General features: G+C 42.2%; 22 protein-coding genes. 7 read left to right on the plus strand and 15 right to left on the minus strand.

Features of this window, described 5'->3' with window-relative positions; all coding sequences use genetic code 11:
* Positions 1-102 precede the first annotated feature (102 nt).
* The 3 genes from GVV58_RS08070 to truB all read right to left on the minus strand — a co-directional run bounded on the left by GVV58_RS08070 (position 103) and on the right by truB (position 2,384).
* Positions 103-570, minus strand: a complete 468-nt coding sequence (locus GVV58_RS08070) for a hemerythrin domain-containing protein (RefSeq protein WP_074383606.1) — start codon at positions 568-570, stop codon at positions 103-105.
* 126 nt (positions 571-696) lie between these two features.
* The gene (locus GVV58_RS08075) at positions 697-1,464 is read right to left on the minus strand and encodes a TSUP family transporter (RefSeq protein WP_159516300.1); all 768 of its coding nucleotides are present in this window, start codon (positions 1,462-1,464) and stop codon (positions 697-699) included.
* A 14-nt stretch (positions 1,465-1,478) separates the two neighbouring features.
* Positions 1,479-2,384, minus strand: a complete 906-nt coding sequence (gene truB, locus GVV58_RS08080) for a tRNA pseudouridine(55) synthase TruB (protein ID WP_100329377.1) — start codon at positions 2,382-2,384, stop codon at positions 1,479-1,481.
* 152 nt (positions 2,385-2,536) lie between these two features.
* Between truB and GVV58_RS08085 the strand changes: the two genes are divergently transcribed.
* From GVV58_RS08085 to GVV58_RS08100, 4 genes are all read left to right on the plus strand, one after another.
* The gene (locus GVV58_RS08085; RefSeq protein ID WP_159516301.1) at positions 2,537-3,565 is read left to right on the plus strand and encodes a lipase secretion chaperone; all 1,029 of its coding nucleotides are present in this window, start codon (positions 2,537-2,539) and stop codon (positions 3,563-3,565) included.
* Between the two features lie 387 nt (positions 3,566-3,952).
* Positions 3,953-4,963 carry a triacylglycerol lipase gene (locus tag GVV58_RS08090; RefSeq protein WP_159516302.1) on the plus strand — a complete coding sequence of 337 codons (1,011 nt, stop codon included), beginning with the start codon at positions 3,953-3,955 and terminating at the stop codon, positions 4,961-4,963.
* Positions 4,964-5,043: 80 nt separating this feature from the next.
* Positions 5,044-6,015: a triacylglycerol lipase gene (locus tag GVV58_RS08095; protein ID WP_159516303.1), complete on the plus strand. Its 972-nt coding sequence runs from the start codon at positions 5,044-5,046 to the stop codon at positions 6,013-6,015.
* 134 nt (positions 6,016-6,149) lie between these two features.
* Positions 6,150-7,118, plus strand: a complete 969-nt coding sequence (locus GVV58_RS08100) for a triacylglycerol lipase (protein WP_074383612.1) — start codon at positions 6,150-6,152, stop codon at positions 7,116-7,118.
* An 83-nt stretch (positions 7,119-7,201) separates the two neighbouring features.
* Here the strand turns inward: GVV58_RS08100 and rplS are convergent, their stop codons facing one another.
* The 12 genes from rplS to ispH form a co-directional block, all read right to left on the minus strand.
* Complete coding sequence (gene rplS, locus GVV58_RS08105; RefSeq protein WP_005094271.1) at positions 7,202-7,579, minus strand: 50S ribosomal protein L19; 378 nt, start codon at positions 7,577-7,579, stop codon at positions 7,202-7,204.
* A gap of 186 nt (positions 7,580-7,765) precedes the next feature.
* Positions 7,766-8,500 carry a tRNA (guanosine(37)-N1)-methyltransferase TrmD gene (gene trmD / locus GVV58_RS08110; RefSeq protein ID WP_004644986.1) on the minus strand — a complete coding sequence of 245 codons (735 nt, stop codon included), beginning with the start codon at positions 8,498-8,500 and terminating at the stop codon, positions 7,766-7,768.
* A 27-nt stretch (positions 8,501-8,527) separates the two neighbouring features.
* A complete protein-coding gene (rimM, locus tag GVV58_RS08115; protein WP_159516304.1) occupies positions 8,528-9,076 on the minus strand; it encodes a ribosome maturation factor RimM in 549 nt (182 codons plus the stop codon).
* Between the two features lie 18 nt (positions 9,077-9,094).
* On the minus strand, positions 9,095-9,352 hold the full coding sequence (gene rpsP, locus GVV58_RS08120) for a 30S ribosomal protein S16 (protein ID WP_005094274.1): 258 nt from the start codon (positions 9,350-9,352) through the stop codon (positions 9,095-9,097).
* Positions 9,353-9,494: 142 nt separating this feature from the next.
* Positions 9,495-9,956, minus strand: coding sequence for a type IV pilin protein (locus GVV58_RS08125; protein ID WP_159516305.1), 462 nt, complete (start codon positions 9,954-9,956; stop codon positions 9,495-9,497).
* Positions 9,950-10,402, minus strand: coding sequence for a type IV pilin protein (locus GVV58_RS08130; RefSeq protein ID WP_159516306.1), 453 nt, complete (start codon positions 10,400-10,402; stop codon positions 9,950-9,952). Before GVV58_RS08130 ends, GVV58_RS08125 begins: the two co-directional genes overlap by 7 nt.
* Positions 10,403-10,411: 9 nt before the next feature.
* A complete protein-coding gene (locus GVV58_RS08135) occupies positions 10,412-14,356 on the minus strand; it encodes a pilus assembly protein PilY (protein ID WP_159516307.1) in 3,945 nt (1,314 codons plus the stop codon).
* A 16-nt stretch (positions 14,357-14,372) separates the two neighbouring features.
* A complete protein-coding gene (locus GVV58_RS08140; protein WP_159516308.1) occupies positions 14,373-15,143 on the minus strand; it encodes a PilX N-terminal domain-containing pilus assembly protein in 771 nt (256 codons plus the stop codon).
* Entirely contained in the window at positions 15,143-16,387 is a 1,245-nt protein-coding gene (locus GVV58_RS08145) for a PilW family protein (protein WP_159516309.1), read from the minus strand. The genes GVV58_RS08140 and GVV58_RS08145 overlap by 1 nt, the downstream gene beginning before the upstream one ends.
* Positions 16,387-16,890: a type IV pilus modification protein PilV gene (gene pilV / locus GVV58_RS08150; protein WP_171502640.1), complete on the minus strand. Its 504-nt coding sequence runs from the start codon at positions 16,888-16,890 to the stop codon at positions 16,387-16,389. Before pilV ends, GVV58_RS08145 begins: the two co-directional genes overlap by 1 nt.
* On the minus strand, positions 16,890-17,330 hold the full coding sequence (locus tag GVV58_RS08155; RefSeq protein WP_159516311.1) for a prepilin-type N-terminal cleavage/methylation domain-containing protein: 441 nt from the start codon (positions 17,328-17,330) through the stop codon (positions 16,890-16,892). The genes pilV and GVV58_RS08155 overlap by 1 nt, the downstream gene beginning before the upstream one ends.
* A 161-nt stretch (positions 17,331-17,491) precedes the next feature.
* Entirely contained in the window at positions 17,492-18,442 is a 951-nt protein-coding gene (gene ispH, locus GVV58_RS08160) for a 4-hydroxy-3-methylbut-2-enyl diphosphate reductase (RefSeq protein WP_159516312.1), read from the minus strand.
* A gap of 134 nt (positions 18,443-18,576) precedes the next feature.
* On the opposite strand from ispH, the gene gmk reads away from it, so the two are divergent.
* The 3 genes from gmk to GVV58_RS08175 all read left to right on the plus strand — a co-directional run bounded on the left by gmk (position 18,577) and on the right by GVV58_RS08175 (position 21,877).
* On the plus strand, positions 18,577-19,200 hold the full coding sequence (gmk, locus tag GVV58_RS08165; protein WP_005094292.1) for a guanylate kinase: 624 nt from the start codon (positions 18,577-18,579) through the stop codon (positions 19,198-19,200).
* A gap of 76 nt (positions 19,201-19,276) precedes the next feature.
* Complete coding sequence (rpoZ, locus tag GVV58_RS08170; RefSeq protein ID WP_004650579.1) at positions 19,277-19,558, plus strand: DNA-directed RNA polymerase subunit omega; 282 nt, start codon at positions 19,277-19,279, stop codon at positions 19,556-19,558.
* Between the two features lie 213 nt (positions 19,559-19,771).
* Entirely contained in the window at positions 19,772-21,877 is a 2,106-nt protein-coding gene (locus GVV58_RS08175) for an HD domain-containing protein (protein ID WP_159516313.1), read from the plus strand.
* Positions 21,878-21,907: the final 30 nt, after the last annotated feature.

A 21,907-nucleotide genomic window follows, 5' to 3' on the forward strand; every position in this document is an offset into this window, starting at 1 on the left:
TTGTGCTTTCTTCATTTGGAAGAAATACCTCAAAGAAATGAATCCGGATAAAAAGATGGCTGTAGCGCCATCTTTTTTATTTATTTGATGTGAAGTTAAAATTTAGCTTTGTACCAGCATATCTTTTTTCATGTCTTTATAACGTTGATATTCAGTCTTGTACTGCGCTGCTAAAGCGGTCTTTTGCTCTTCACCGAGAATTTTTCCTGCTTGCTGGAAGAAACCATGTTCCTCTTCTTTTAAGTGGTGATGCACTTTTTCGGAAAGCTTTTTGGCAATTGCAATCCAGCCCGGATTACTCAATTCTGTTGCAGTCAGCTCTTCAATCATCTCGTCCATTTCATGATGTTCAGCCAAGGCATGCCGAGTAATATTCAAGCCCGAATCAGTCATCATCAGGGGGATATAGAAATAACGGTCTTCAGCCGCTTCATGGGCAAATAATTCATTCTTGAGTTGTTTGAACAGCTCACGACGTTCTGCTGTATCCCCTGAAGTTTGTAGTAATTTTTCTGCAAGATCACGCTGAATTTCATGACTTTCTCTTAATGCTTCAAAAATGGTGGTCATCTAATTTTTCTCCTATTTTCGCCCTGCCTTTTTACATCATAGAAAGAAAATGGCATGGGTTCAGGAGGTTTTATAAGTACAAATTGTATAAAAAACTTTAATATTGAGAATGGTTTACATCTATTCTTATATAAAGAACATCTGATAGGCCATCCGGCAAATCAGTAAACTGAGCAGAATCAGGAATAAAATCCGGATAAAGCCACTGCCATATTTAAAGGCTAATTTGACACCCAGCAAGGAACCACAGATATTGGCCACCGCCATCATCGCCCCGACCATAAATAGCACATTGCCGCTAGGAATAAAGAAAGTTAACGCTGCCAGATTGGTGGTGAAATTGGCAATTTTAGATAAAGCTGAAGCATGTAAAAAATCGACACTTAAATAACGAATGAAAAAGAAAATAAAGAAACTGCCCGTACCCGGCCCGAAAATTCCGTCATAAAATCCGATGGCCAGACTGCCCAAAACTGCCAATACCAACATTTTTTTGGTGAGCTTTTGCTGAACATGCACCTGACCAAACTGCTTTTTCATCACGGTATAAATCGCGATGACAATCAGCATGATCAATACAAAAGGTTTGAGGATTTCGACCGGAATCAAGGTGACACTGGCCGCGCCAATAAACGAGCTGATGAAACTGCAAGCTGCAATCACGCCCAAGAGCAACCACGGCAGTTTTACCTGACGCAAATAGGAAAATGCCGCAGAGCCAGTACCAAAAATCGAGGCCAGTTTGTTGGTACCAAATACGGTAGCCGGCTGTAAATGCGGCAGACTGCCCATAATTGCCGGAATCTGGATCAGACCACCACCGCCTACAGCAGCATCAATTGCCCCTGCAAAAAATGCAAAGACAATCAGGCTGATGATGATCTCAATATCCATATTTCAGACCTTGCTTAGAGGTTTAAGACGCGTTTTGGCACCAGTCGTTTTTTATCACTAATTTCCGCCAGGCCTAAACATTTTTCACCATCAAAAACCAAGACCTGTTCAGCTGCATCGTGCTCGATATTACTTTCCATGCCACGGCTAAAATATTCTGCCCGCCCTTCTGGCACTTGGATTTGCGGGAAATGTTGCACCGGTGCATAAGCCGGCAACAACAACCTATCACGCTCGTCTTCATTCAAGCTTTCCAGATATTCAATGGTATAACTCGGGATCAAATCAAAATGACCGGTTTTAATGCGGTGTAAATAGGTCAGATGACCGTAAGTACCCAAGGCTTTGGCAATATCTTCACCGAGTACCCGGATATAAGTCCCTTTAGAGCAGGTAATATCCAGCGTGATGCTATTTTCAGTAAAGGATAAAAGCTCAATGGCCAGAATGCTAATCGGGCGCGCTTCACGTTCAATCTCGATGCCCTTACGTGCCAGTTCGTATAAAGGACGACCTTCTTTTTTCAGCGCCGAATACATCGGTGGCACTTGCTGGATATCACCGATAAACTGTGTCAAGGTTTCTTGAATCAACGCTTCCGAAAGTTCAGGAACCGCTTTTTCTAATAAGACTTCGCCTTCGACATCGCCGGTGGTGGTGCTATGTCCAAGAAAGACCGTCGTTTGATAACGCTTGACTGAATCTAATAAATAATGCGAAAACTTGGTCGCCTCACCTAAACATATCGGCAATAAACCCGAGGCCAGAGGATCCAGTGCCCCGGTATGGCCTGCTTTTTGCGCACGATACAACCAGCGAACTTTTTGCAATGCAGCATTAGAACTAATGCCCAAGGGTTTATTCAAAAGGAAGACACCACTAAGATGACGACGCTGAATTTTAGGAGATGATGCTTTCATGGCAAAAAATCAGACATTTTATAAATTGGCGCCATGGTAAGACCCTGTGCGATGATTTACAACTTTTCTATGGTATCTGATGATTTTTATGGCATATTGAGCCGAATCAAAACTCTAAAAATAATGAAACCGAAAAAACAGGTGCATAGGATATGCAGAAATACAAGATATGGATCATTCTGGCTCTGGTGGTGCTGTGCTTTATCACCCTGATGCTCTGGTTATCTCCTCAGAATGAATCACAGACAGAGACTATTGGCCAATCATCTCTTAGTGAACGCCGCGGCGAACCTGCCGCATTAAGTATGACCAGCCCTGCCAATGCAGCATTTTCCAGTGCCAGCCAGCAAGATACCGAAATCAATTGCCAGATGCAGCTGGATGCGAGTAACCGTCTGACCGTCAATGAACAGACTCGAAACTGTTTTGAATATTTTATTACCCAGTTTGGTGAAAAAAATCTGGCACAGATTCAACAGGATTTTAAAACTTACATTCGCCAGAATCATAAAGAACCCGCTCTCTCACAGATTCTGGATTTATGGGATCGCTATATTCAGTATCGTCAAGGTTTAGGCCAACTGACTGCACCGACAGGCCTCGATCAGGAAGATCCGGCCTATTACCGCAGCATCTATAGCAGCACCCAGAATTTGCGTAAACAATATTTTTCTAATTATGAAATTGAAGGTTTATTTGGTACCGAAGACACCTATCATGAATATACGCTTGACCGTATGGCCGTGCTGGCAGACAACAGCTTAAGCGAGTCTGAAAAAGCCCAGAAGCTCAAAAATCTGTTTGAACAATTACCACAAGACTGGCAGGAAAATCTGGAACAACTGAATAAACTCGAAGATTTACGCAAACTCAGCGCAGACATTAAAGCGCGTGGTGGCTCAAATGCAGAGATTCGTCAAATGCGATTAAACCTGGTCGGCCCTGAAGCTACGCAACGTCTGGAGCAACTGGATGGCGAACGTGCCAGCTGGAAATCCAGTGTCACGACGTATCTCAATGAACGGGATAGCATCATGCAAAGTGGCATGAGTGACAGCGCCAAACAGCAAGCCGTCGAGAAGCTGCGCCAGCAACGTTTTCAACAGCCGAATGACCAGCTGCGGGTCGAAACCTTTGAACAGATTCATGATCAAGGCGGCAAGTTGCCCTTTGCGAATTAAGCCTAAAAGCCATCACCTGTTGATGGCTTTTTTTATGATCCTCATATCGAAAGCTTTATGCCTTCATATCTCCCGCCCTAACTTTGTTTCTAAATATTTCTTGTTTACACAAAATAACCTCAATGAGTGTTTTGTATTTCAACAACTTAAAATTTAAATACAGCCGTAAATAAAACATATTCTTACAATGTAAATCTCTTCTCTCTGTCGTGTCCTAAAATGACATGGTTTTAGCGCGTTGAAGTGAAAAAATACCGCTACTCAAAAGAAAAATTGCTCAGCCATAGAAGGCCAAAACTGTATGGTCCAAAGTCTGATTTTGTGGCTTACAACACTCTAGAAAAGCAATGATTGCTTGAATAACGATAAAATTAAAAAGGGATGCTTATGCGTACTTTCAGCAAGACAGCACAGTTACTGACTGTGACTTTAGCAACAACTCTGGGATTAAGCTTTTCTGCACAGGCCCATGCCGCGGCAAGTGCGACACAGGTCATTGAAAAGGCCAGATCTGATTATGCCAAAACCAAATATCCTATTCTGATGGTACATGGCTGGCTAGGCTGGTCACGTATTGGCACCGACAGCATCGGGCTGGATTACTGGTATCAGATTCTGCCGGATATGGCACGCAATGGTTCTACCGTCTTTGCTGCCCAGTTGTCTCCGGCAAATAAAACAGCACATCGCGGTGAACAGCTGATCAGCCAGGTTGAAGATGTGATAGCAATCACCGGCAAACACAAAGTCAACCTGATTGGTCACTCTCATGGCGGGCCAACCGTGCTCTATGTCGCTGCCACTAAACCAGAATATCTGGCATCGATTACAGGCGTTGCTGGTACCTATCATGGTTCTAAAGTTGCTGACGATATTCAAAGCAATAGTTTAAGCCGCACCGCGTTTAATATTTTAGGTGACTATATTGTGGGACCTTTAATTGCACTCGCTCAGCTTAAACCTGAATTAGAAATCGATTTTGATGCATCCATGAAATCATTAACCCAAACAGAATCAAAAAACTTTAATGCAACTGTTGCAAAAGAAGCAGTCAAAGACGGCGTTTTAGCAGCAACTGAGAACTGTAATAAAAACCTCAAACCTAAAGATTCTAAAGGTATTTATTACTATTCATGGACAGGTGTAGCACAAGCCACCAATGCCTTAGACATCGATACGATTTTAATGCAGCTGGGCCCACTGTCTTATGGCAATAAAGATAATGATGGCATGGTGGCACGTTGTAGTGCGTATATGGGTAAAGTCATTAATGACAATTACAAACTGAATCATACCGATCTTGCCAATATGATGTTTGGCTTGAAAGGCCTATTTGCTCCAGATCCGGTGACGCTATACCGTCAGCATGCAAATCGCTTAAAGCTGCAAGGTTTATAAGTGGCGCTTGCCTTTATCAGGACTGATAAAGGCTTTGCTATATAACCGGTCATCATTTTCCGGATGACGGAGATAAAATAATGAAGATTATAAACCTGGTCGTCAGTCTATTCATTGGATTCAGCTGTTCCCTAGCTTATGCCAAGCAGAGTGCACTGCTGGAATACACTCCCAAATTCACTATATCCAGCTACGCCAAAACCCATTATCCGCTCATTTTTGTCCATGGCTTCGGTCTGGGCTTTAACCGGATTGGAACCGACAATCTCGGTTTAGATTATTGGTATCAGATCCCGCAAGATTTAGCCCGTCATGGTGCCCGGGTATTTTCCGCGGAATTATCTGCGGTTGCATCCAATGAACTGCGTGGTGAACAGTTGTTGCTACAAATTGATGAAGTTCTCGCTCTGACGGGTAAAGCTAAAGTCAATCTGATCGGACATAGTCAAGGTGGACCCACCATTCAATATATCGAAGCTGTTGCACCTGCCAAAGTGGCTTCACTGACCGCAATTGCAGGCGCAATGAAAGGCACACCTGTTTTTGTCAATGCCAGCCAGACACCTTTACTAGAACCGCTGATTCATGCCATTGGAACAATTCTGGGCTACAGCATGAATCTGGTAACAGCAAATCAATATCCGGTAAATATCACAGCGGCCTTAAGTGCCATGCATCCTGAAGACATTCGAGCCTTCAATATAAAATACGGTTCTGCTGCGATTCCTAAAGACTGTCAGACCCAAGGCATAAAGATCACAGCCAATGGCATTCATCATTACTCCTGGATGGGCAACCGGCAAACCACCAATCCTCTGGATATCATTGAATCGACTATTGTCAGTTTAGGCGGGACTTTCTTAAAAGGTGAAGCCAACGATGGCGCTCTACCTTTATGTAGTGGACGTTATGGTCAGATCATTCGTCAGGACTATGCCCACAATCATTTCGATGAAGTGAACCAGTTTTTCGGCATTTTAGGGCCTTTTGCCCAAGCCCCGATTGCACTCTATCGCCAACATGCCAACCGGCTCAAACTGCAAGGCTTATAAATCATTTACTGTTATCCATCAATCATAATTTTTAAATACAGCAACTTAAAACCTAACTCGCCCGTTTCGGATGGGTCATTTGGCAAAGCAGGATAAGAATCATCCTGTCAAAACAACAAAAATGAGGAAAATATATGAAATACGGCTTATTCATCACCAGTCTGCTGCTGGCTGGCACATGTGTCACGGCTCAGGCATCCACTCAAGCCAGTCAGGTCACAGCGAAAGCCAGCTCACACTATGCCAAGACCCAATATCCCATCGTGTTTGCACACGGGATGGCAGGCTTTATCCGGGTCGGTACAGATCAGTTTGGTCTGGATTACTGGTATCAGATTTTACCGGATCTGGCCCGCAATGGTGGCAATGTCTGGGCGACCCGAGTATCACCGTTTAACTCATCAGAAATTCGTGGTGAACAACTCTTAGAACAAGTGAAGGAAATTCGGGCGATTACAGGCGCATCTAAAGTCAATCTGATTGGTCATTCTCATGGTGGTCCCACGATTCGTTATGTCGCTGGTGTAGCGCCTCAACTGGTCGCCTCTCTGACTGCGGTCGGTGCGCCGCATAAAGGCTCACCAGTTGCAGATCTGATTCTTCAGGCAGAAGATACGCCACTACAAGGCCCTTTGGTCGGTGGGATTAATCTGGTGTCTAAAGCCATCACCTGGGCCCAAGGACTGGATCCAAACAGCTTCCCGCATGATTCTCTTGCAGGTGGTCGCAGTCTGACACTGGCAGGATCGGCACAATTTAATCAGAAATATCCGTTGGGAATGTCAAGTACGACCTGTGGCGAAGGTGCATATAAACAGAATAATATTTATAACTATTCATTTACCGGCACCGGCACAGTCACCAACATTCTCGATCCTGACTCTGCTTTGAAAGTCACCAGCCTGCTGATTGATGGTGGCAAGGACAATGATGGTCTGGTCTCTCGCTGTAGTGCCAAATTTGGTAAAACCATTCGTGATAACTACAACTGGAATCATCTGGATGAAGTCAATATGGTCTTGGGCCTGAAAAGCATCTTTGCCCCTGACCCAGTCGATGTGTATCGTCAACATGCCAATCGATTGAAACTGCAAGGCTTATAGTTCTTATATCAATATTAGGATATAAAAAATGCGCCCAAAGGCGCATTTTTAAACTCGAGATAAAACTTAACTTGAGCCTAAACTTAAGAAGCTTTAACTTTACGAGCTGGTAATTTTTCACGGATACGTGCAGCTTTACCAGACAATTCGCGTAGGTAGTAAAGTTTAGCGCGACGAACATCACCACGACGTTTCACTTCAACTTTAGCTACGATTGGAGAGTGAGTTTGGAATACACGCTCAACACCAACACCGCTAGAAATTTTACGTACTGTGAACGCAGAGTTCAAACCACGGTTTTTCTTCGCAATTACAACACCTTCAAAAGCCTGAAGACGCTCACGGTCGCCCTCTTTAACTTTTACAGAAACAATCACTGTATCACCTGGTGCGAAAGCAGGGATGTCTTGTTTCAATTGTGCATTTTCAATTACTTGAACTAAAGGATGCTTACCGCTCATGGGGTATCTCCAATAATGCGAGTCAGAAGAGGTCTGATCATCGCGGGGGCTAGAGGCTAAAGCGCATAGACCCGATTATCTTTCCCTTTAAAGTTGACCATCTCAACTTTAAAGAGCCTATTAAAGAATACTTAAACTCAATTTAAGTACCGTTTTCGAAGACAGCACCAATTTCTCAGCAATGTCTTACAAATCTTTCAGCCATTTTTTTTGCTGCTTGGTCAATTCTACTTGTTCGACCAGTTCAGGTCGACGTTCAAGTGTTCGCTGATAACGCTGCAAAAACCGCCATTTTTCAATGTTTGCATGATGACCTGATTTAAGTACCTCAGGCACATCCAAACCTTCAAACTGGTCAGGCTTGGTATATTGTGGGCAGTCTAACAGACCATCCACAAAGGAGTCTTGCACATGGGATTGTTCATCAGACATCGCCCCCGGAAGCCTCCGGATAATACTGTCTAATAAAACCATCGCTGGCAGTTCACCACCCGACAAAACATAATCACCAATTGACCATTCCTGATCAACATATTGCTGGATCAAACGTTCATCGACCCCCTCATAACGCCCACACAGTACAATCAATCCGTCATATTGAACGAAGTCTTGTACTGCAGTTTCGTTTAAGGTTTTTCCTTGCGGTGACATATACACCACAGGAACCTGAACTGCGCCTGCTTCATTTGCAAGCTCTTTGGCACGGTGGATTGCTTGTGCCAAAGGCTCCGCCATCATCACCATACCCGGACCACCACCGAATGGACGTTCATCCACCCGTTTGTAGTTGCCCGTCGCAAAATCGCGAGGATTAATGCAATGAATTTGCATCAAATCACGTTTTGCTGCGCGCCCGCTAATACCGTAGGCTGTAATCGCTTCAAACATTTCAGGAAAAAGCGTAATGACTGCAAAAAACATCGCAGACTCCCTTATTTCCAAAAAGTGTTAGTAGTCTACGCCCCAATTGACGTAAATACGACCAGCTTCAAGATCAACGCGTTGTACCACATCTTTATGCCATGGAATCATGCGCTCTTCGCCATCGATACTGTCGGCAGTTGCGCGAACCACCATCACATCATTGGCACCTGTTTCAAACAGTTCAAAAATTTGACCGAGATTCACTTCTTGATCCTCATCATTCAGACCTAACACTGTTAGACCCTTTAAATCAGACCAATAATATTCATCTACACCCGCTTGAGGTAGTTGCGATTTAGCAATCCAGACATTGGTGCCAACCAGTTGGTCTGCCCCAGTGCGATCACTCACACCTTTAAGCGAAACAACCAGGCCTTTACCATGTGGTTTCCAACGTTTTACATCGACAATTTGCCAACCTGCTTTGGTCTCAATGTACCAAGGCAGATAGTCAAATATGTTACTCATGGGTTCTGTATTGGAATAGACCCAGAGCCACCCATTTAATCCATATGCTGAACGTAGCTGTCCAATCTGAATACGATCTTCGGGAACATTCTGTGTTGGTATCATGGGCAATCTACTACCATATTAAACAGCAGTTGCAGCTTTTTTAGCTTGAGCAGCTAAAGAAGCAACGCGATCTGAAGGTTGAGCACCTTGAGAAACCCAGTGAGCAAAACGGTCAGCATCTAAACGAAGTTTTTCTGCTTTACCTTGAGCTGTCGGGTTGAAGAAACCGATACGTTCGATGAAACGACCGTCACGTGCATTGCGGCTATCAGTTACAACGATTTGATAGAACGGACGTTTTTTAGCACCACCGCGAGTAAGACGAATAACAACCATGATAGAACCTTATAGTTTTTACGGATTATCCCTGCACCGACCATCGATACATTTCAAACCCCTTTCATAGAGGGCAACATTTTACGCGAAGTTTTCTCTGAATGAAAGATCAAAAAGTGTTTAGGTAGAATTTTGGGTTTAGTTAGCGGCCGTCCCAGTTAGAGGTGGCTGAGGGAGTACAGGCTGTGCCGCCATTCTGATCTGAACCTTTGGTCCAGCAACGCTGTCCACGATGATTTAAAACAAGATGACCATCTGTACTTTGTGCACCTGTTGGCGTTGCTGTTAAAGTCCAAGTTCCCAAACCTTGATTAGATAATGCTATTGTATACAGTGCAATTCCCGTTGAAGGAAGTTGATTGGTAGCACCAATATCAGCTAAAGTTACGAAACTACCATCTGCTTTTTCAAAACTAAAACGAGCGATTTTATATTTCTGTAATTTACTAGCGATATCCACCATTGCACTTTGTGCATCAATCCTTTTCGCTTTACGCACATAGTCTTGGTAAGATGGGTAAGCAATTGCTGCTAAGATTGCAATAATAGCAACAACAATCATCAACTCAATCAGTGTAAATCCAGAGATTTTTTTTCTTACCATTCTTCTCTCCCGGTTACTAGTGTCCCACAACCAGTAAAACTCACATTCGCTTCGGTTTTATTTTTACAGCGAAGCCCCCCACTGCTCATCAAAAAAGTATAGTTTTTATTTGCAGTATGCTCTGCACGAATGACCCAATTTTGTCCGCTAGCTGAGCTAGCAGTTAATAATGGATTTAAAGCACTTCCATCTCTAATATCAAAGCTATACCCTTGAACTGAATTTGAACTTAAATTAAAACCTAAATAGTTAAAGTTCCTAGATTTCCATTTTTCAAGTTCACTGGCAATACGCTGCACTTCCTGTTGAGCCTGTGCAGCGTTCGCTTTACGAACGTACCCTTGATAACTTGGAATAGTGATTGCTGCAAAAATTGCAACAATCACTATCACTACCATCAGTTCAATTAAAGTAAAAGCTTTTTGGGTAGATAAAACAATTTTCATATCAACCTCTTACCTAATTAAACTATTTTTTTCGTACCAGCGTTGAGGAATTAAGCACATTTGGGTAGCTTGGCCAACGCCACCCGCACCAGTAGTAGTAACTAAAATTCGCCCGCCAGTATTGGCACAGTAGTTTGAGCTACTCGCTACTTTATCTTCATCGTCGGTACTACCGTTACCATCGTCACCATCGTCACCATCGTCACCATCGTTACATTCATCGCCTTCACACTTATTATCATTACCTGTTGTAATATTTTGAATCCCTATACCAATTGGCTTACCTCTGCTTCCTCCAGATTTACATTGTCCATAAGGTAAACAGAATGTAGTTAGAAAGCTTTCACCTTTTACCCCTGCCCCACAATCGCCAGATATACCAGGTTTACTACTATCAAATGTCGACACATATAAACGGTAGTTCATGGCCAAAGGTGTTCCAAACACTTTCTCACTTTGTAATTTATAATCATTACAACCTTTTTTTGTACCATCGCTACCAGCCACACAGTTATTAAATTGATAATACCAACCATTGGTAGAATACTGGGCAACTGGTGTCGTATCACTATAACGGTTATCTTCTGTTAATAGGACCAAATCTTTGATATTTTTAGTATTTAGACTACTTGTTGTATATAATTCTTTACGTGCTACATCTTTATCATAAAGATTATAAATTGCATCATACCTAACTCCCGTTGTACCTACGGTATAGTCTTGTAAAGGTTGACTACGGTTACCACTACCTATAGAAATGACTGCGAATGTTTTACCTTTTTCATTGTAGATTGAAAAACTTGGCATATCGTAAAAACGCGGGCGTTTACCGCTACTTGTTTCTGTATTTAGATCAAGGATACGTTGTACTCTTTTACCAAATACTCCAAGTGTCGTAGCTTTATTATTTAAATCCACACGAAAAACCTGACCGCCTAAATCACCAAAATATAAGTGGTCGACCAAATCATCTCCATCACGATCTACAGTACGAATTTCACTGACCACACTATATTTCAAGTTAGCATCTTTTAAACCGATTGTACCGCTACTGGTGCTTGTATCACTGGTCGTTGCATTAGCATTTGCCCACCAGAGTAAGTCTCCTGCTTTCCCTGTTCCTGTCCCCGTTTCGTTCTCGGCCCTAAACATAAATATGCCTGCACCTTTTTTGCTGTCGGTCTGGTCATAAGTATCAGTTTCGTAACCTCTATCATACCCCCCCCCTACAAACATCACTAGCGTACGTTTACCACCCCAATTTACATAAGCAACACTTGGTTTAGACCAACTTTCTCCCATACAACCAAGTGGATTACTATTACTACATGTTCCTGTCGGGTTTATATGAAAATTCAACTTAGGAGCATCTATATTTTGTAAATCCAGAGAGTAATAACTGCGCCCCCCCATACGTAGACCACCAAATGCAAGTTGCTTGCCTTTTTGATTTGTGCCTTTACCTGAACCTACAGTTAAATTACCAGAACTATCAATCACATATTCGGTATGCACAGTCCAAGGCCCATCTATACCATAATAAAGATGATTAACTCCCCCACTAGTTAATGTGTAATCTGTAAAACCTTTATATTGATTATCAACCATTTCATTTGGCACAAATGCAAACTTTTCTTGTCCAGTCTTGGCATCCACAACATGTAATAACCCTTGTGTTGTGCCAAACAATACATAATCTTCACGATTCGTTGAACCAATTTTTTTTGTTGTAGTGTTATAAGAGACTTTACCTTTATTGGTTACTAGTACAGGAAGAGAATGCATAATCGCACCTACCTGACGAAGTTCTGGTGCTGATGCCAAGGAAGTTGTCGTAATTGCATCAGGATGTGTTGCATCAACTCTATACCCCAATAAACTCATAAGATAACCACGATCAGGATCATCTTGATAAGTGGGATCCGTAAGATAATCCAAATTGACAGTACGTAATGTACTATTACTGCTTGTAAATGTCGCTGCTGTACCAGTTCCTGTACCTACGCGATTGGTGAGTAATTTACGTTGTAAAACATTATCTTCTGTACGCAGTTGCAGTTGTGACCACATACCACCTTTAGCAGCGAACTTTTTACTTCCAATCGTATTTTCATCAGCGTCCGCAATGGTCGTATTAGTATCTATACCATATGACCAAAAATCATAAACAGCGGATGTTAATTTACCGCTGGTGTCATAAGTAGGTAAAATCAATCGACCACGACTATCGTGAACATCTTGACTATCTTTACCTTTTAATTTCCCAGATGAACCTACAGTATATTTTTTTAAGTTACCCAACCAAAGACTATAGTTTTTATCAGGGGTAGGCTGGAACTGTTGATAATAAGCATCATCCTGTAAAACTACAGGATTAAGTGCATCTTTAGGAATAGTGGGTGAACCTGTGGTTACCGATGGAATCCCAGTACCCAAATTATCAATAAAATGATTTACACTCTTGACAATATCCTCTGAGTTACTACCTGAATACCACCCCCCTTCACCGATAATTCCCCAATATGCTGATTCCTCGACAGATGTTAAATCCGTTCTTTTTATCACATTACCATTAGTATCTCTTTTAAGGGTTCCATTTGGATTTTTTTGCAAAAATGGCTTAAGATTTTCTTCCTGTGATTCATCAGCTTTATAAGATGGTACATTATTGAAATCTTTTCCAAACCCTACGATTGCTGTCTTAAACTTCAGTTTCATTGGATTTTTATTAGGATCTAACAGAGTCGTTGCCATAGCCTGTACACAAGCATATGTACCATCCGCTGTAGTTGCCCCACAATTAAAAGCACTATTATCAATAGCATTTCTCATTAATGCTCGTGAACTACTATCATTGGATGCAGCACCATCCGTTAAAATATAAATTCCCTGTCCACTACATTTTTTTATATCGTCTTCTTGAGTTAATGATGCTGGTGCACGATACCGCCCTGAAGCATCGACTTTAGTTTCTTTAGCTGAATACTTAAATCCACTTCCAGTAATATCTGTTGTAGCCCAACCTTTAAAGCATTTGCCATCATACTTTGTATAACCACTACTACTTGAAGTCCTGGCTTTATTATCACTAGTTCTAATATAGTACGTACAATTTTCTAGAGTATATTCCTCAGGTACTTCCATTGGGTTAGTCGTATTCTCTGCACTAAATTTAGTACATTGATTACTGCTCCATTCAGTACACTCTCGATAATAAGTTGTCCCTGACCGAGTACTTTCAAAATAATAGATTCTATTGTCACCTGAACTGCTTTGAGTATTTTTTCCCATCATATATGCGATAGTTTCTGCATAGGAACGAGCTGTAGGAGTTGCACCTTTAGGCTCTAACTTCTTAACTGCATCTATAAGAATTTCCCTATGTTTTTTTGTGGTTGTACTATCGATTTGAACATCTGTATCCAACCGTCGTGCAGGTACCAGCACTGACCCTGTATCATAATAACCAGAACGTTGATTAAGCGTAATACGTTTGCCATCATTAGCCCCCAATGTCGACAATCCAATCACCTTATCATCAGATAACCGGGCGATTCCTTTACCTGGATTACCATGTAACAAATCCATCATGCCATCTTTAACTCGAGTAATACGATCATCTGCTACCCACTTACTGCTTTGCTCACACCATTGGCGACGATAAGATGGACCACCTGATATGACTGCCTGCACTAAATTTTTAGCTGTCATGGAGGAACTTAGCTCACAAGCAGCTCGAGCCGTATCGGTTGTTTCATGCTCATTTGTCATACTTCCAGAAATATCAATCATGAACATCAAAGTGATCGTACCTGACTTCGCTTCCTGATAAATATCAATATCACTGGCCCGAGTGATACTTGTCGCTATCATGCTGGTACAAACTGCTGCAATACCAGTCACAAGCAATTTCTGACCATAGGATTTTTTTTCTCTATTTTGAATTTGCTTCATCTTGCTATTCCCCATTTTATATAAAGTCTTGCGCAATCAAATATTCAGTGACTTGCGAGGTAAACGGTATATTCAAATTTGCCAAACAGTCTGTCACACTCTGTCTAAACTCAGAGTCAGAATCTACTGGTGTACCAGAAGGTATCGTGACTTCACTCATATGCTCACTTAAACATGTATCTATATCACTTGAACTAGCAGCACTTAATGTAGGCATAATTGAGACAGCAAATACTTTGACAGGTTTATTCTTTTCAAACTTCACTCCTTTTTCATCGGTGCCATATTGCATACCGTAAAAAGGATCATTATCTGACTGACTTGAAAATTTCACAGCGACTTGTGTCATGACTGCACGACGACCACTGGTAAAGAAGTTACTTGTTGTAGCAGCAACACTACAATAACCATCATTGCCTAATAAGTTGTTAGTAGGTTTCGTTTTAGTTTCTTCCCACGCCATTAAGCTGGCACGATTAATATCAAAAAAATCTGTTTGTTCTCCCAAAAAGCAAAAGACCAATTCTTTATCTTTATTGATTGCACCATTAATATAACCAAACATGCCGCTAGAGCTTAAACTCTGAATCAAATTTGCTTCCCTCTCGACATTAAAAAATGCTGCATCAGAGTTCTGCATTAATAACTGTTGTGCCTGGCTATTGGTTGCTACACGCAAAGAGATTAAGCCTTGTCTTATTGCTAATGTCCCAATGATAGTTATTGCCAATAGCATAATCATGACAACAATAAGCGTTGCCCCACGTTGTGATGAATAAAATTTCATTACCGCTCTCCAAACGTGTTACGCAATGCTATTGTCTGAGAAATAACCTCTCGAACATATTTTGGAGCATTTGCTACAGGTGTTTTTAGCTTGACATTCTGATCTAGTACTTGAAAAGCTTGATCATCTGAAACCATTGCATCCCCTCCAACAGACTGATTAGAACGCACCAATGCACCAAGTTGTAATGATAAAATACGGGGACGTGATCCTGCTGTAATATCCATATACTCATTGATAGACATATAACGATAGCTATTATTATTTTGTACACCTAGTTGAACTCTGAAATGGTCAACACGCTTCATAATGATTTGACCCGCACTTGCACCAAAATTTGCTGCACCCAAAACTTGAGATGGCGCTCCCCCTTCTACGCGCGTTACTCCAGTTTCTGCTAAAGCATAAAAGCCTGCTTCACAGGCTAAAGCCAAAGGCTGATTTGGTTCATTACCTGCATTTGTATCTGTTCTTAAAAAATAACGCTGTACCACCATTTGCCGACCAAAGGGCCTATTGCCGCCAGGGTTTTCTACTGGAAATCTTAGCTCTTGCCCTTCACAATCAAATCCTCCCACCCAATCATCATCATCCGTAGCAGGTGTCGTTTTATCATCCAAAATATATTGTGGTGTAAATTGAATGGTGAGTTGATCACTTAATATATCTGTACCTGTAGCATTCCCTTCTTCATCTTCACCAATTTGCTGTACATTAGACACTCCCGTCCATGCAGGTGCAGTTCCTGCTGTCATTCCATGACTTCTAGATAACACGTTTATACCTGCACTCCCTCCCTCAATTGTTTTATAGAGGTTACTTAAGGGAACAGCTGCAACAGCTGGCGTGGTAGGATTTGCTGGCACAGCAGGTGTTTGTGTCGCATTAACAGATGAAGTTAAAACTATTCCACCATATTCAGTTTCATCATTTACTTGGGCTGTTGTTGTATTTAAATTCGTTGACCGAATATCTTTCACAATATAGTTCAAACCAAAGTTGCCATTGTCCTGCAAGTCAGACATACCTGTTTGTAAAACATAACTTTTCTGCCCTGTAAGAAACAACATTGTGGCAGCGGCAGCAATTACTAAACCTAATGCAAGCGAAATCATTAACTCAAGCAATGTAAAGCCCGAGGCATAGCCCCATTGAGTACGTTCCGACAAAGTTTGCACATGCAATAAAGAGCGCTTAGTACCCTTATGTAAGGAGACGGTATTTAATGAGTACAGTTTAGTCATTAATACAACTCCATAATCAAACAAGTTGAGGTAGGGTTATAAGCTGTACTATTGGTGCAATCACCCTCCCCCTCCCCATCTGTGGCAGACGTATCATTCCACGCAACATAAACACAATTACGACCATCATTATTTCCCTGACAATCGATCACATTCATGGTCATTCCCACTGACCTTGCTTGAGTAGTTACTTGTGCCACATCAAAATCTGCAAGTTCTAATGGTGTACAATTTTCCGTAAAACAATCTCTAGTCGAAGACATCTGCCCATCTGGATCACCCATTTCTTGCATATAAGTACCAATAACCCCACGATTCACCCGGATTCGCTCACCCAAGTCTCTTGCAATATTAATAGCTTGAACACGATAGCTACTCTCTGCACTTGCTTCTACTGCACGATATTGCAAGGCCACAAAACCCAAAACACCGATTGCTAAAACCAACATTGCAACCAATACTTCTATTAAACCTACGCCATGTTGATAACTTGATTTTTTCATTAACATGTACCTTCCGTCACTTGTAATATACCCATTAAAGAGAGGCTAATATTTTTAGATTTATTACCACCACTTTCATTACAAATAATAAATGGCTGACCGCTAATATTTGTAGCAAAGTCTCTTACCCCTCCATTCAACTGAAAAGTAATTATGGTTGGAGAACTCGTTTTTAATATTGCCTCACCTTGAGGCGACCAATTCAGCTGAGTTGGCGTATCTGCATTTAGGGAGTTCAATACAACCACAACTTCTCTTCGTTCTAATACTGCTTTAGAGCGAGCATTATTTAATTGCCCAATTAATTCCTGAGTACTTCTATTTAAATTCTGTTTTTGTAATAAATCCCCAAAAGAGGGAGCAGCCATCGTCGCAATAATCGCCAACACTGCAATCGTCACCATCAACTCAATTAACGTAAATCCCTTATTCTTTTTCATCCCGCCCCCAAAGCAACAAAACTTTACCCTATTAAAAATAATATCTCACTTAATTACAAAACATACACACAACAGATAAAAGGTATAAAAAAACAGATAATTGCCAAAAAGCAATTATCTGTCAATTCCTAAAAAATTCAGAATGTTAAGTGCTTAACACTTTAGGCTTGAGTTACCGGAATACGTAACTCTTTGGGTAAACTAAATGTAATATTCTCTTCACGACCATCCAGCTCTTTAGATGCTTGGGCACCCCAATCCTGTAAACGCTGAATGACTTGTTTAATCAGAATTTCTGGTGCAGAGGCTCCGGCGGTTACTCCAATCTGGGCATTTTCTTCAAACCATTCCTGTTTGAGTTCATCTGCATTATCAACCAGATAAGCCGCTTTACCCATACGTTCTGCCAACTCACGCAGACGGTTGGAGTTTGATGAATTTGGCGAACCCACGACAAGCACCACATCACAACGCTCAGCCAGATCTCGTACTGCATCCTGGCGGTTTTGGGTGGCATAGCAAATATCATCTTTACGTGGTCCCTGAATCAGCGGGAATTTTTGGCGTAAAGCATCAATCACTTTTGCGGTATCATCAATCGACAAGGTTGTTTGAGTGACAAAAGCCACTTTTTCAGGATGATGCACAGTTAAGGCAGCAACATCGTCTTCATCTTCGACCAGATAAATTTCACCACCATTTTTCTTGTCATACTGACCCATGGTACCTTCGACTTCAGGGTGACCTTCATGACCAATCAGAATGGCTTCTACGCCTTCACGGGCATATTTGGTCACTTCGATATGCACCTTGGTCACCAACGGACAGGTCGCATCAAAAACCTTTAAACCACGGCGTTCGGCTTCAAGCTGTACCGCTTTTGAAACCCCATGTGCGCTAAAAATCACAATATTGTCATCGGGCACTTCATCGAGTTCATCAACAAAGATCGCACCGCGCTGACGCAGGTCATCGACTACAAATTTGTTATGTACCACTTCATGCCGTACATAAATCGGCGGATTAAAGCATTCTAGGGCACGGTTCACGATCGCAATGGCACGATCTACACCAGCACAAAAACCACGTGGGTTGGCTAAAACAATTTCCATAGAATCCTCAATACTCACACCATTTTTAGCGGTTCAATTGAAATAAATGTAAAACAATCGACTGGTAACTATTTAGTTTAAAGCCGGTCTACTCTAAAATAGAGAAGATATTTTATCATATCAGGAAAAATATCATGTCGGGTCTCTTGTTTGTCGTTTCTGCAGCGTCTGGAACAGGCAAAACATCCCTTGTTAAAGCCCTACTTGAGCGTGTCAATAACCTTCACGTTTCTGTGTCCCATACCACACGCGGTCAACGACCTGGCGAACTCGATGGCGTACACTATCATTTCTCCCAGAAAGACGATTTTTTAAATCTGGTCAATGAAGGTGGTTTTATTGAATACGCAGAAGTATTCGGTAATTACTACGGTACCGCGCAGGCGACTGTTAAAGAACAATTGGCCAAAGGCCATGATGTGCTGCTGGAAATTGACTGGCAAGGTGCACAACAAGTCCGTCGACTTTTTCCTGAATCTCAACAAATTTTTATCTTGCCACCAAGTCAGTTTGACCTGCGTGAACGTCTGTCTAACCGGGGTACCGACACAGTTGATGTGATTGAACATCGTCTGAGCTGTGCAGTGGAAGATATGCAGCAATATAGCAACTTTGACTATATTATTATCAATGATGACTTTAACAAGGCACTGCATGATCTCGAAGCGGTCATTATCGCCAACCGTTTAACCTTGTCGCAGCAAGCCAACCGTCATGAAAAACTGATTCAGCAACTGATCACACCCACTGAACAGTGATTAAAACTTGAGTCTATAGGCAAAGCCTTTTATACTGTGCAGTCTGTTAAAATTTATTATTCAAACGAGAATTCTTATGGCACGCGTCACCGTTGAAGATTGTTTAGACCATGTAGACAACCGCTTTGAGCTTGTACTAGTGGCAAGCAAGCGCGCGCGTCAATTGGCACGTCAAGGTATTGAACCAACTGTAGAATGGGACAATGACAAACCGACTGTTGTTGCTTTACGTGAAATCGCTGCAGGTCATGTATCCAAAGATATTTTGAAACAACGTGATCAGGACTATCAAACATCAAGTCTGGACCTTGCACTTTCTGCAAATAATCTAAACTTAGACGGTTTTTCTTTCCAATAAGATATCGTCACAAAAAAAGCCTAGTTTTAAACTAGGCTTTTTTTGTTATGTGACTTTTATATTTATGCCAGAACGGTTATAACATAAGGGTTAGCTATCGAACTTGAATCCGCTTTCTATTTGTTAAAGTAAAAAATTGGCAAGCGCTACAATTCATATTTATCAAAGCTTTCATGGTTTTATTTGTAAGAAACTCAGTTTTAAAGGTGTTTTATGCCAGGCCCACAGGTCAGTCAAGCCAAGCAACAGTTAGAGATGATGATCGACGCGTATTTAAATGAACGTGATGTCGAACGTGTGCTTGCGGCCTGTGATTATGCAGATATCGCGCATGACGGAATTGTGCGTAAAAGTGGTGAACCCTATATCCTGCATCCGATTGCGGTGAGCTGTATCTTGGCGCATATGCGTCTGGACACTGAAACCCTCATGGCTGCTTTATTGCATGATGTGATTGAAGATACCGACTTCAACAAGGATGATATCAGCGAGACTTTTGGTTTTACCGTGGCCGAGCTGGTCGATGGCGTGACCAAACTGAGTCATTCCAGCGATAAAGAATATAATAAAGCCGCGTCATTCCGAAAAATCCTGCAAGCCACCTTACAGGATCCACGTGTCATTATTGTGAAACTGGCCGACCGCTATCACAACATGACCACTTTGGAGGCGCTACGCCCGGACAAACGTGCGCGTATCGCCCGCGAAACCTTTGAAATTTTTGTGCCGATGGCACGTATTGTCGGCATGAATGAAATGGCCGACAATCTGGAACATCTGTGTTATCAGAATCTTGATCTGGACATGTATAACAACGTTCAGGCAGCGCTATTAGAAACCAAGCCAAAACGTTGTGAATATCAGGCGATCTGGGAACAAAAGCTGAATGACCTCTTAGAAGACTATAAAATTGAAGGTCGAATCAAAAAGAAAAATAACAATATTGAGCTGTTACGCCACTTTGTTAAAAATGATATTGACCTGCAAGAGCTGACCCATAGTCATGCCTTTGAAATTATTTTACAAAGCATTGCAGATTGTGACCGTCTGGCAGAAATTCTGACTCAAAGCTTTAAAATTCAAAGCTATGAAGATCATATTCGCCGTCCATTACCCGGTGGCAACCAGTCCTTGATGATGCGTTTAAAAGGTGAAAAAACCACGTTGTCGCTCACCATTCAAACCGAACTGATGCGTAAAGCCGCACGTTTTGGTGTGGTACTGGGTGAAAATGCCCCCCAAGCCTGTCGTTCTGCAATTCAGGCCTCGATGCAAAATCTAAACGTGTTGGTCGATGGTGAATGTGCCAAAACCACCTTTAGTGAATTACTGGATTATCTGCATCAGGAAAAAATTTGGGTATATACCCCGCATGGGCATTTACACGAATTGCCACAAGGTGCAACAGCGGTTGATTTTGCTTATGCGGCCAGCCTGTTCTTGGGTAACCATGCCATCGGGGCGAAAATTAACAATGAGACCAAACCACTCTCTACCCCGCTAGTCAGCGGCCAGGTGGTCGAAATCATTACCGATGTCCTGGCAACCCCCAACCCGGACTGGCTCAGTTTTATTAACACCCAGAAAGCCCGCCGAGCCATTCAGAATATCTTGCGCGATCAGGATCTGGACGAACAGCGTCTGGTGGGTCAACAGGCACTGAATCGTGCCCTAAAACTGTTTCATCGTTCGATCCGGGATCTGACCGAAGCGGACTGGAAAAACCTGCTGGAATGGCGCCATATTGCGACTCAAGAGCAGCTGTTTGAGCAGATTGCAGTCGGTGACTTATTGCCGCAACTGGTGGCCAATCATTTATTTGCCCAAGACCAGCATCAAAATATTGCCAGCTCAGGGCGCCTGATTCAGGGCACTGAAGGTGTAGATGTCAAATATGCACATTGCTGTAATCCGGTGCTGGGCGATCCGATTCAAGGTCATTTGACTCGTCGCGGCCTGATTGTGCACCGTTCACGCTGTCATAACCTGCTGCATGAACAGCATCAGCACCCTGAAAATATCATGCCCTTGCAGTGGACTGCCGACGATCTGGACGATATCAGCTTTAGCGCCTATCTCAGCATTGATCTGGCCATGGATGATGAGCAGATTTCTGACCTGATTTATCAATGTCGTAAAGCACATTCAGGGGTAGAGATGGTACGCACCCAGGATGAGCAAACCTATGTCAATATCGTGGTGCATAACCGCAAACAGATTGCCCAGATCATCCGGGACCTGCGTATGTATTTCGGTTTTCCAAGAATTACCCGTCTGACCCGGCCCGTCATTCTGAGCGAAGCATCTAAAGCGAGTTAATCATTTAAAACGATAATGCTGTTGTCGGCT

The organism is Acinetobacter sp. 18QD2AZ41W, from assembly GCF_009829025.1.
Lineage (GTDB): Bacteria > Pseudomonadota > Gammaproteobacteria > Pseudomonadales > Moraxellaceae > Acinetobacter > Acinetobacter pseudolwoffii.